Raw genomic sequence first — 12,775 nt, 5'->3', positions numbered from 1 at the left:
TTTAAAGAAAACTTATTTTTTGAAGTTTTTGATTCCCGAATTCAGCCAATTATAATAATTCCCGATATCCGGATTATAAGCTGAAGGTTCGGCTAAATTGGCGCTGTTATGATCTACAATTACATAAAATGGCTGAGCATTTGCCTTGTAGGTTTTGATTTGTAAATCGCTCCATTTGTTTCCAATCGTTTTGATTTTCTTTCCTGTCGTTTCAGAAACATATTGTTCGTTTTCAGGCAATTCTTTTTTATCATCAACATACAACGAAATCAAAACCAGATCGTTTTTTAAAACTCCCAGTACTTTCGAATCTGACCAAACGAGTTCTTCCATTTTTCTGCAATTCACGCACGCATAACCTGTAAAGTCTAGTAAGACAGGTTTTCTCGCTTTTTTGGCAAATTCCATTCCTTTGTTATAATCGTGAAAAGTGATAATGTTTTGCGGACCAAGCTCTGCTCCTTCCGGTAAAACTACTTTTGTTTCATCTGAACTTTTAGAACCTCCAAATCCGTCTGGCGATTCGCTGTAATGCATGGGCGGAGGGAATCCGCTGATTAATTTTAAAGGCGCTCCGAAAAGTCCGGGAATCAGGTAAATGGTAAAACTCAAAACAAGTAATCCGAAAGTTAATCTCCCAACCGAAATATGATTAAGCGGAGAATCATGCGGCAAAGTAATTTTTCCGAATAAATAAAAGGCCAAAACTCCAAAAACAGCAATCCAAATCGTTAGGAACACTTCTCTTTCCAGCCAATGCAATTGCAAAACCAAATCGGCATTGGATAAAAATTTAAAAGCCAAAGCCAATTCCAGAAATCCTAAAACTACTTTTACCGTATTGAGCCATCCGCCTGATTTTGGCAACGCATTTAACCAGCCCGGAAATGCCGCAAATAATGAAAAAGGCAACGCAATGGCAATCGAAAATCCTAACATCCCGACTATTGGCGCGATTCCGCCTTTTGAGGCTGCTTCTACCAACAATGTTCCAACAATTGGACCTGTGCATGAAAAAGATACTATGGCTAAAGCCAAAGCCATAAAAAAAATCCCAATTAGTCCTCCTCTATCGGCTTGAGAATCGACTTTGTTCGCAAGAGAGTGGGGTAACATTATTTCGAAAGCGCCTAAAAAAGAGCAGGCAAAAACCACTAATAAAATAAAAAATATCAGGTTGAACCAAACATTTGTTGAAAGTGCATTTAGTGAATCTGCACCAAAAACTGCCGTTACAATTGAACCTAATAATACATAAATAATCACGATTGAAAACCCGTAAATCAGAGCATTTCTAATACCGTCTGCTTTGGTTTTGCTTTGTTTGGTAAAATAACTCACCGTCATGGGGATCATCGGGAAAACACAAGGAGTTAACAACGCCGCAAAACCGGATAAAAAAGCAATGATAAAAATGCTTATTAATCCGCGTGATTCATTTTTTTTAATCGGATTTACATTGACTTTGTTCTCTTTTTCTTTTGGTACTGCAACTGTTTTTGCTATAGAAATGGTATCAGTATTAAGGTCAGGTGTTCCTTCGGCGGAAGCCAGTTTTTTAGCATTCGGGATCTTAAAAGACAATTCTTCTGATGAAGGAGGTAAACAATTACTGTCATCACAAACCATAAATTCCACTTCGGCAGCGATATTTACAATTTCATCTGATGTAAATTTTATCTTTTGTGCAAAAACAGCTTTCTCTTCAAAATACTTGATTTTCATATCAAAGATTTTGTCTACAGTTTCATGTCCTTTATCTTCGGTTGTTTTTCCAATTAATTCAATTTTTTTCTGCGTGTTTTTAAATGTAAAAGCGGTTGGCGAAGGCCCGCCTTCTTCGATATATTGGCCGTACAAATGCCAGCCAGATTGTATGGTTGCCTGAGCTTTTAGAATATATTCTTTATCTGATATTTTTTCTACAGTAGTTGTCCATTTTACCGGATTGTACATTTGTCCAAATATGCTACAACTCAGCAGTAACATTAAGGTTATTAATACTTTTTTCATTGGTTATTTAGGTTTGATATTTTTGAAAAAAAAGAGCTGCTGGCAAACAGCTCTTTTAGGGTCTTTCTTAGAAAATTGCTTACTAATTCAGTTTCTAATATGAAAAAAATGAAAGACGGACTATTAAAATTTTTTGTTTTTTTGTTTCAGTTTTGCAGTCGCAGTCGTTCTAACTTTGTCAAAGTTTAAAACTTTCACAAAGTTGAATCCCTACCTTGAAATCTATTTCAAGGGTTTCCCTTCTTTATCAAGCGAACCCGATTTTATTACAATCATCTTATCTAACTGAATGTATTTTTTGACTGCGTTGTTAACTTGTTCCAAAGTCACTTTTTCGATATCTTTTGGGTATTGCTCGATATAGTCTGGTTCTAAGCCTCTTTCGATAAAGCTTAAAATTGTTCTGGTCATTCCGTTTGTGGTTGACATTCCCACTTTAAAACTTCCAATTAAATTGGTTTTCTTATTTTCTAATTCTGCTGCGGTAATTCCATCTTTGACCCATTTATCAATTTGAACCATGGTAGCATCTAATCCCTTTTGAAACAAAGTTGGATTGAAAGATGCATTAACCATCCAGTAACCTCCAGTGCTGATATTTCCTCCCGTTCCGGATGAAATACTGTACGTTAAACCATCATTATCTCGAACCGTTTGCATTAAACGTCCGGCAAAACCTGCACCTAATGTATAATTGGCAATATAAAACGGAATATAATCAGCATCCGATCTTTTTAAACCTGTATACTGTCCGATGAATAATTCGGCGCTTGGTTTTTCCGGGATTGTAATAACCTCTGTTTTTGATGGTGATTTTACAGCTTCTTCAAACTTCATGTTTTCTACTACTCCACCAGTCCAGTTTTTGAATGATTTTTTTAAAGATGCATTTAAATTGGCTCCTTCGGTATCTCCTACAATTACCAAATGCATAGAAGCTGGTCCGAAATATTTTTTATGGAAAGCTTTCACTTCATCAAGAGTTGCATTCTTGATATTCGCAATATCATCTTCTACACTTAAGCTGTAGTTGGGGTTTGCCTTTGGATAAATAGCCTGCAACAAAGCAATGGTTCCTCTTTCGCCAGGATCATTTAAATTTTGCTGTATGTTTCCTATAAATTGTTGCTTTAAGTTTTCGAATTCTTTTGCATCAAACAACGGATTTCTTAACTCTTCTGCCAATAACATAATGACCTGATCTAAATCTTTTTTCAAACATTTAAAACCAATATTTACTTTAAAAGTCGATGCATTTACATTTAAGTTTACGCCTAATTTTTGCAATTTTTCTGAAAACTTAAACTTATCGTTCAGCGTTGTTCCTTTTGATAGCATGGCTGCCGTTAGTGAAGGAATAGCAGAATTCTTCGTCTCGTTTGCGTAATTCCCCAATGAAATACTTGCTGAAACGGTAACAAAATCTTTAGCCGAAGTTTTTACTGAAACAATATCTATTCCTGTTACTTTTTCTCTTTTATAAGCCGAAGGTGTTTTTTCGCTAACACTTTCTTTTAAACTTTCTACAGCGTCTATTATTTGTACCGATGAAATATTTTTTGAAGGCTCTTCGTGATCGTGTACGTCTTTTGGATCTCTGTAATAAAATGGCCCATTTTCAGGCATAAAATTATTGGCTTGAACTGCATCCGGATTTTGTGTACCATTTTGTTTCGGGATAAAATATCCGGTTGTACTTTGGTCTTCGACTAAATACTTTTGTGCCACTTTAAGAACATCTGCAGGAGTTACTTTTTTTAATCTGTCAACTCCGGTTATATAATCTGTCCAGTCTCCGGCAGCAATGGCTTCTGTCAATTCTGATGCAATAACTCCTGAGCCGTCTCGCGCTAAAATAGTTTGTGCGCTAATTTTTGCCACAACACGATTTACCTCATCCTGGGTTACGCCATCTTTTTGAATTTTTGCTACAACTTCACTTATTTTAGCATCAATATCCTCGTGTTTAGAAATGGCAGGAAAACCAACTCCAATGGTAAAAAGTCCCACTTCTTTAAAATTTGTGGCATTTGCATAAGCGTAAATCCCCATACGAGTGTCTACAAAAGTTTTACTTAAAATCGCTGAAGGTCCTGAACCTATTATTTCGCCTAAAATATTTAAGGCAGGAAGATCTTCGTGCAAAGCTCCGGGAATTTTATAGGCTTTGTTTACAACGCCCAACTCTCCAGGTTTTTTTATTACAATTTTACGAGGTCCGTATTGTTGTGGTTCTTCGGTATAAGGTTGTGGCATTACATTTGGCGCTTTGGTAATTTTACCGAAATACTGCTCGATTAGTTCGAATACATTTTCTTTTTTGAAATCTCCAATAATAGTCAAAGTTGCATTATCTGGCCAATAATAAGTATTATAAAAATTACGCAATACTTCGATTGGTGCTTTTTCAATATCCGATTTCCAGCCAATTGTCGAATGATGATAAGGATGTGCAATATATGCCGAAGCCCATATTTCTTTATCTAATAAACTATTTGGATTGTTTTCTCCACGTTCGAATTCATTACGAACTACGGTCATTTCGGCTTCTTTATCTTCTTTTAATAATAAAGAATTTCTCATTCTGTCCGCCTCGATCTGAAGTGCCAATGCAATTTTATCACTTGGCAGGGTTTCGAAGTAATTCGTACGATCGTACCAGGTTGTAGCGTTTAATTGCGCTCCTGTATTTTGAAGTACATCTGTAATCGTATTTCCGTTTTTCTTGTTGAAAGCCGGCGTTCCTTTAAACATTAAATGTTCTAAAAGATGCGTTGAACCCGTATTTCCTAAAACTTCATTTTTAGAACCTACACGATACACAATTTGTACGGTTGCCACCGGCGAAGCATTGTCCTGCAAGAGCAAAACATTCATACCATTTGGCTGATACAAATACTCTTCGATTCCCCCTAATTCTTTTATTTTCTTGAAGTTAACCGATTTATTCTGCGCTGAAACAAGCGTACAGAAAGCTAGTGAGCAATAGCCCAGAAAGATGTATTTTTTCATTTGTTGTGATATTTTTTTAGTTTTCAGTATTCAGTTGCGGTATTCAGTCGCAGTTCGCAGTCTTTGAAAACTGTGACCGAGACTGAGACTAAATAGATTTACTGAAAATTTCCTTCAATTTTGATTGTAGTTCAGCTTCTCTAAGGTTTTTAGCAATGATTTTTCCATCAGGTCCAATTAAGTAATTGGTAGGGACTAATTTTACTCCGTATAAAACGGCAACATCATTTTTCCATCCTTTTAAGTCCGAAACATGCGTCCAGGTTAATCCGTCTTTTTCGATTGCTTTTTCCCAAAGTTTCTTTTTGTCATCTAGTGAAACTCCCAACACATCAAATCCTTTATCGTGATATGTTTTGTATGCCAAAACAACATTGGGATTTTCTTTACGACATGGTCCGCACCAGCTTGCCCAGAAATCTACCAAAACATACTTGCCTTTATAATCCGATAGTTTTACGATTTTTCCGTTTACATCTGTTTGAGAAAAATCTAAAGCTACAACACCGGGAGCCGTTTTATCATCAAGATCAATGGCTGCTTTTAATTGTTTTCCGTAAACTGATTTTTGAATTTCAGGAGATAAAACTCCGTAGTACTTTTTTACCTGTTCCGGTGTTCCATAAGATACAATTCGGTCACTGATTACTAAAGCTGCACCTACTTTATCTTTATTTTTAGTAATATATTTATCTGTTAAATCATCAGCGAAAGTCTGAAGATCTTTCCATTTTTTATCCATCATTGTTTGCTGTTCCGGTGTTAGTTTTACTTTTCCGTTTTGTTGTAAAGAATCAGATAATTTATAAATAGGTCCGGCAATCGCTTGTATTTTTTTGAATTCATTTTTATAATACGACTGATAAATATCGTTTTGAGTTGCTCCTGTAATTTTAGCTTTAAAAATAGAGTCTTTTTTAGCTTCAATTTTAATATCTTCGTTATCTAATAACAAAAAAGCGCCATAATCCTGCCCCTTCAGTTTTATGGTATATAGTAAGGGCTCATTTACTTTTCCTTCAAAGGTAAAAGCTCCCTCTTTTATCTGAGCAGAATCTACAATTTGTTTGTTTCCTTTTTCATCTGTATTTTCCAGATAAACGGTTCCTTTATCTAATCCGGCAATTGTACCATTGATCGTAAAACCTTCCTTTTTTGAGCAGGAAGCGAATGTGGTCATCAGCGCTAATGCGGCTAAACCTGATTTTAAGAGTATACTTTTCATGTTGTTATTTTTTTTGTTACGTATCTTTTTTAAACACCTAGAGACATAGTTATTGAAAACTTAAAATAAGGCGTTTCTTTATTTAAATTCAAATAGCTATATGGCACTTGAAATTTTTAATTCTCAATTTTTAATAAATTAAGATTTCAATAATTCTTTCAATTTTTCTTCTAATGCTTCCCCCCTTAAATTGTCGCTAATAATTACACCTTTACTATCAACTAAATAGGTGGCTGGAATGGTTTTTACATTAAATGCATTACTTACTTTATTGTCATCTAAAAGATTATGCCATTGCATATTTTCCTGCCCTAATGCTTTTTGCCAGGCTTTTTGATCTTTGTCGATTGAGATGCTTAGAATTTCAAAACCTTTGTCTGAATAAGTTGTGTAAGCTGTTTTTAGGTTTGGAATTTCTTTACGGCAAGGTGCGCACCAGCTTGCCCAAAAATCAATTAGAATGTATTTTTTGCCCGCGATAATATCTTTGACATTAAATCCTTTTCCGTCTTTATCATTCAATGTAAAATTGGAAACATTTGTACCTACCAACGATTTAGGATTTACCTCTTTGTCTACCAATTGTCCATAATAACTTTTTTGAGCCGTTTCTGAGAATTGTGCAAAAACGGTTTTTTGATCTGGTGTGAAATAACTGTATTGCGTCATCATAAAAAACGGTCCCCACCAGGTTGCTTTATGTTTGGAAATCAAATTTTCTGAACTTGATTGTACTTTTGCAAAAAAAGCTTTTTCATCTGCTTCAAATTTTTTCCATTCCGGAGTATTTCCAATAGAATCCATTTGTTTTTTGTTGCCTGTTGTTCTTGCTTTCGAATATAATTTTGAAAGCTCCTCAGTACCTTTATGATAGGCAACGTAATCGTTATTTAGTTCTTCTCTAAAAGCAGTTTCTTTTTTGAAATAATCATTTGATTTTGATCCTGTTATGATTTCATTTTTAAACTCGATTTTTTGATCTTCTTTTTTTGAAATTTCTGCTTCGGCAGTTACTTTTATTTTAGCATTTTCGACCAGAACCGGAATATATCCTTTGTTTTTTCCAAACGAAATATAAAATAAACGTGGTTCTTTTAATTTTCCTGTAAAGCTAAACTTGCCGTCTTTACTTGTTGTTTGGGCAACTGCAGCTTCTGATGAATGTGTTGCACCGGGAATTAACTCAATTGTGGTTCCGTCTTGCAGACCTTTTATACTTCCTTGAAGGGTATAGGATTGCGAAATTGCTTTTTTAGCCTGTGCCTGATTGGTATACGAAACCAGCGACAAACCCAGACATAATCCGAATATTTTATATTTAATTGTATTCATTTTTGATTGATATTTTTAGAAAAAGCTTCCCTTTCGGAATTTCTAATCAGGAAGCTTTTGAGGTTTTATTTGGCTACGTTTTGAGTTATCGTTCCGTTTCCTGGGTTTTTAGTAGCGCCCTGAGGAAATGGCATTGTCCATAAATGAGACGTTGATGATAAAGTATACGTTGTTCCCGCATCTACTTTTGAGAAACTTACTTTATAAATACCTTCGGCATTTAAACGGCGCGCATCTGCAAAAGGAATTAATGTCAGGATAAGCTCATTATTTTTAGTTTTAAAAATAGCATTCAAAGCAGTCGTTTTATCTGCAGTTACAATATCCTGATACGATGATGGCTCAATACGAGTTTTACGTACTGTATTTAATGCAGTCAGGGCATCGCTTATTTGTCCTGCACGAGCCAAACATTCTGCTTTAATCAAATAAACTTCAACAGTTGTAATTCCACCGTAATTAAACATACCAGACAAGGTTCTTCTGTAGTACGTTTCAATACCAACCGTTCTGATTTTCCAACGTGATTTAAAACGAACATCTCCAACTTCAAAACGCTGTGCACGCTCTACCGGAATACTAAATTCTGTAGATAAATAAGTTGTAGCTCCATGACGAAAAGTATAATTCTCAACATAATCATATCCCATTGGGGATGGCGTATTAGTATAAGAATTTGGAAGGTCAATTATCGTTTTATTAGCAATATAATAAGCATTCCAATCAAATAGTTTATTGTTTTCAGCCAAAGCCAAATTTGCATATTTTAAAGCCTCGGTATAATTACTCATTTGCAAGAAAACACGTGAATAAAAAGCATACCCTGCTCCTAAATTTGGATGCAAAGCCGTTTGCGAAACTTTAGGTAAATAGGGCAAAGCTTCTTTTACATCATTCAAAATAAAATTATAGAGTTCCTGAATGGTTACTTGCTTGCTTGGTGCATTAATATCGGCGCTTGTAATTAGTGGTACTGATAACTTTGTCCCTGCTGTTGATGCATCATACGTATCTGCATAAAAATTAACCAGATTATAGTAAGACATAGCACGTAAAATTTTTGCCTCGGCCCAAACCGCTCGTTTTTGATCTTCAGTTGCTTCAGTTGTTGTTAAAGCATTTTCAATAATCAAATTGAAGGTTGAAATTCCTGAATACTGCCCGTAATACAATCTTTCGTCTGACTGTTTTAATTCGATACGGTCTGCAGTTTCATCCCACATATAATTGGCTTTAGTCAAACGCTCTGCAGCCAAAGTGGCGATATCGATAAATTTATCGTTCATCAAATTTAATGCTTGCGCAGCATCTACACTTTGGTTCGTGTATTCATCACGCATAAAAGCTTCATAATCTGCCAAAGTTGTTGGTATTTTAGATCCTTTTGGCGCGTCATCTAAATAATTCTCGCAAGATGCTAAAACCAATCCTAATGCTAAAATGCATAGTATGTTTATATATATATTTTTCATAGTATAGTCTTTTTAAATTAGAAATTAATGTTTACACCAAAAACTAAACTTGGAGATTGAAAGCCATTTAAAAGATATTTAGCATCTCTGCTTTTAGCTATAGTAAAAACATTTTCGGCATTCAGATTGAAACGTACATCTTGTAATTTTACTGTTTTTAGAACCGCAGAAGGCAATCTATACGCTAAAGAAACATTGCTCAATCTAATATTTGAAGCATCAAGAATATTGATATCTGCATAACGATAAATGTCACGAGAATCTGAAATATAATCTGATTCATATTCGTATACCGCACGAGGTATATTAGTAAAAGCCTCGTCACCTGGTTTTTGCCAACGGTTTACTATATTTTTATTTACAGTTGTGATATCTGTTACATAAGTACCTAATCCGCTAGAATAATTATTTTCTAACATTGGTAAAAATGTATTTCTTATTTTATGACCTAACTCATAAATAAACAATGCCGAGAGTGAGAAATTTTTATAGTATACAGCTGTATGAAACGAACCGCTGTGTGTTGGTACGGTTGAGCCATAATCCTGAATTGCATTTAAATCAGATGGATTGTAAATTGTTTTTTCGCCTTTTGCATTATAAACCTGAGGTAAACCTTTCTCATTTAAACCTGCCCATTTATAACCGTAAATAGTATTATAATCGTTACCTACTCTAGGATAAGCAGATGGATAATCTAACTGTAGGTAATATACCGGAGCTGCTACTTTTACGTAATCGACTTTGTTTTTGTTATAGGCATATAAAACCGAGGCATCCCAAGAGAAAGAAGCTGTTTTTACAATTGTTCCTCTTAAAGTAGCTTCGATACCTTTGTTGGTCATTTCTCCATTGTTTATTCTATAGGTAGAATAACCAAATCCTTCTGTTGGAACTCCGTTACTGCTTGCTAATAAATCCTGCCCTTTTTTGTTGTAAACATCAAAAGTTCCGCTTAATCTATTGTTGAAGAATGAAAAATCTAAACCTATATTGGTTGTTGTTGTTTTTTCCCAGGATAATTCAGGATTTGGTCTCGAATTAACATATCCCTGATTTCCTCCTACGTTTGGATTGGCATAATAGCTAGCGGTTAAATAAGGTGCAGCATCTTTGGCAACGTTTCCACCAATACCATAGGAACCACGAAGTTTAAGTGAATTTATCCAATCAACATTAAAAAACGATTCTTTGTCAATATTCCACGCTGCTCCTGTAGACCAGGTTGGTTTATTTTGATATTTATTGTCGGTACCCCAAAGGTTAGAACGATCCCAACGTAAACTTCCTGTTACTGAATATCTTTTGTCATAAGTATAACCTCCTGTTCCGTAAAAAGAAACATAACGGTTTACAAATTCACGATCTGCCGCAAAATCATTAATTCCCATTGAACCTGAAAAAACAGTTCCGTACACTTTTAACAAATCAGCCTGATTTACCGGTGCGTATGACAAAGTTTGGTCGTCCCAGCCGTAACGTGTTTTATTACTGTATTCTACTTTTGAGTGGCGAATTTCCATACCTGCAATGGCTGTTACATCATGAACATTATTAAAAGTCTTATCAAAATTTAATTGCTGACGGAAGTTGTAAGCATTCGTAAATTGATTTGATTCTTTTAAAATGTCACCATAAGGCAAATTATAAACGGCTTTGTTATTAGCAATAGTCACTAAACCATTTACTTTAGATCTAACATAAAAAGATTCTTTATCGCTTAATAAATTACCACGATCTACACCATATTCGTACTGGAACATTGCATTATACGTAAGTGCTTTATTGAATTTTACATTAAATTTTGCAAAAGTTCTATTTAAAAAGCTTTTAGTTTTATTTATATTATTACCCAATTCATCCATTGGTGTAATATCCATGTTATAAAGACCATATGTATTCATGGATTGAAGTGTAAAATTATTATATCGTGATGCTGCTGTAGAAGTAAAATTTGATCCATCATTATTTACCAATTGATTGTACATCTGAGCTTTATAACTTTTTTGAGTTAAAGCATTATATGTTTGTGTATCACTTTCGCCATAATTGATATAAGTACCTAAATCTAAAGATAACCAGCTTGTAATATCTGTTGAATTTTTTAAATTGATTCCAACAGATTGGTTATCAGAATAACGGTCTTCAAATTTATTTCCTTTATAAGTTAACGATGCATTAAACGTATTTGATTCAGTTGCTTTGCCTAAACTTACGTTGTGCTGAATAAAGTATTGATCACGTTTTGCATATTTCGCGATATCATCATAATATCTGTATCCTTGCGAACCCAATTGATTTAAACGATTATTCATATCAGTTTGAGAAATATTTCCTGCATAACCATTTAACAGCGTTTGCATTCCCTGACTTGTAAATACTGCATTGCTTAACAAAGATTTTGCATAAGTACTTGCATTTGCACCTTTTAAACTTGGGTTTGCATCTGCCCAACCTCTTTCCAGACCAATAATATCACCTGCATCTGTAAGATTTCCGGTATAATTTCTATAGGGAGTCACTGTTAAATTGCTTGAAAACGAAATATTTGTTTTTCCTGCTTTGGCCTTTTTAGTTGTAATTACAACAACACCATTTGCTGCACGCGCACCATAAATAGAAGACGCTGCTGCATCTTTCAAAACTGTAATCGTTTCAATATCTTCTAAGTTTAAGTTGGGAAGATTTTCCGATAAGCGAAAATTTTCATCATACTTTGTGTTCTCTATCGGGAAACCGTCTATTACATATAATGGAGTTGTTAAACCATTCATAGAAGTTGTACCACGAATTTTTCCATTCTGGTAACCTACAATACGTCCTTCTAATATTTTATCTAAACTGCTTAAACGCTGCTCGGCAAAATCTTTTGCTTTTAAATTTGAGAATGATCCCGTTGCTTTTTCAGCCGAAATATTCTGATAACCTGTAGTTAATACTATTTCTCCTAATTGAAGTGTTTCTTCCTTAAGAACCACATTGATTACAGCTCTGCCGGCTACTTTTATTTCTTGTCTTACATATCCTAAATAAGCAAAGGCTAAAGTTGTTTCGCTCCCAACGGCAATAATCTGATAGTCACCATTAAAATCTGTCTGAACACCATTTCCCGAGCCATTATCAGAAATTGCTGCTCCCACTAGAGGATTTCCTTTTTCATCCGTTACTTTACCTTTTACAATAAAATCTGCAACTGGTTTTTCAGCAACAGCCTGTAGCGTTTCTGATGTTTTTTTAGGCGTTAGAATAATATGAGATCCTGAAATTTTATAATCAGTTCCCGTATTTTTAAAAATCTTATTTAGAATCGTTTCTATAGAAACATCATTCAGCCTAATGTCTATTTTTCGATCTAAATCTACTGATCTTACATTATAAACAAATCTATAATCTGTAGTATATTCAAGTTTCTCAATGACTTTCCCAACGGTCATGTCGCTGGCATTCAATGACATTTTTGCTTTCTGAGAATACGAAACTCCCGCCTGCATAACTGTCAGTGTGGTAAATAAAAATAGTGTAGTCAATTTCATCTTCAAATCAAATTTCAAAAAAGGCTTGTCGAACCTGATTTTGTTCAATAGTTTTTTCATACTTTTAAATGTTTTTAATTGTGGTTGGTTAGTGTACTGATCGCATTTTATTATACCGGGAAATGTTGGCGCATTTTCCGGTTTTTTTCTAAATAACGATCCTTGTTTTCTGGATGTTTTTGTTACAT

At 34.6% G+C, this 12,775-nt stretch carries 6 protein-coding genes; all 6 read right to left on the bottom strand.

The genetic code is table 11. The features are described 5' to 3' along the window. Window positions 1-12 precede the first annotated feature (12 nt). Window positions 13-2,013: a protein-disulfide reductase DsbD gene (locus tag GIY83_RS06320; RefSeq protein WP_208685799.1), complete on the bottom strand. Its 2,001-nt coding sequence runs from the start codon at window positions 2,011-2,013 to the stop codon at window positions 13-15. Window positions 2,014-2,235: 222 nt separating this feature from the next. Further along, window positions 2,236-5,025 (bottom strand): pitrilysin family protein, encoded by a 2,790-nt coding sequence (locus GIY83_RS06315; protein ID WP_208685797.1) that lies wholly within the window; start codon window positions 5,023-5,025, stop codon window positions 2,236-2,238. 88 nt (window positions 5,026-5,113) lie between these two features. Further along, window positions 5,114-6,250 (bottom strand): TlpA disulfide reductase family protein, encoded by a 1,137-nt coding sequence (locus tag GIY83_RS06310; RefSeq protein ID WP_208685795.1) that lies wholly within the window; start codon window positions 6,248-6,250, stop codon window positions 5,114-5,116. A 138-nt stretch (window positions 6,251-6,388) separates the two neighbouring features. Then, on the bottom strand, window positions 6,389-7,582 hold the full coding sequence (locus tag GIY83_RS06305) for a TlpA disulfide reductase family protein (RefSeq protein WP_194616157.1): 1,194 nt from the start codon (window positions 7,580-7,582) through the stop codon (window positions 6,389-6,391). 65 nt (window positions 7,583-7,647) lie between these two features. After that, window positions 7,648-9,054, bottom strand: a complete 1,407-nt coding sequence (locus GIY83_RS06300) for a RagB/SusD family nutrient uptake outer membrane protein (RefSeq protein WP_208685793.1) — start codon at window positions 9,052-9,054, stop codon at window positions 7,648-7,650. A gap of 17 nt (window positions 9,055-9,071) precedes the next feature. Further along, complete coding sequence (locus GIY83_RS06295) at window positions 9,072-12,647, bottom strand: SusC/RagA family TonB-linked outer membrane protein (RefSeq protein WP_208685791.1); 3,576 nt, start codon at window positions 12,645-12,647, stop codon at window positions 9,072-9,074. Window positions 12,648-12,775: the final 128 nt, after the last annotated feature.

Origin of the sequence: Flavobacterium sp. SLB02 (assembly GCF_009664855.1) — a bacterium.
In the GTDB taxonomy this organism is placed as follows: Bacteria; Bacteroidota; Bacteroidia; order Flavobacteriales; family Flavobacteriaceae; genus Flavobacterium.
This window is presented reverse-complemented; position numbering and strand designations above follow the sequence as displayed.

Coding starts and splice junctions, on each gene's coding strand:
- GIY83_RS06320 (WP_208685799.1), bottom strand. CDS start 2,013: ATGAAAAAAGTATTAATAACCTTAATGTTACTGCTGAGTTGTAGCATA.
- GIY83_RS06310 (WP_208685795.1), bottom strand. CDS start 6,250: ATGAAAAGTATACTCTTAAAATCAGGTTTAGCCGCATTAGCGCTGATG.
- GIY83_RS06295 (WP_208685791.1), bottom strand. CDS start 12,647: ATGAAAAAACTATTGAACAAAATCAGGTTCGACAAGCCTTTTTTGAAA.
- GIY83_RS06305 (WP_194616157.1), bottom strand. CDS start 7,582: ATGAATACAATTAAATATAAAATATTCGGATTATGTCTGGGTTTGTCG.
- GIY83_RS06300 (WP_208685793.1), bottom strand. CDS start 9,054: ATGAAAAATATATATATAAACATACTATGCATTTTAGCATTAGGATTG.
- GIY83_RS06315 (WP_208685797.1), bottom strand. CDS start 5,025: ATGAAAAAATACATCTTTCTGGGCTATTGCTCACTAGCTTTCTGTACG.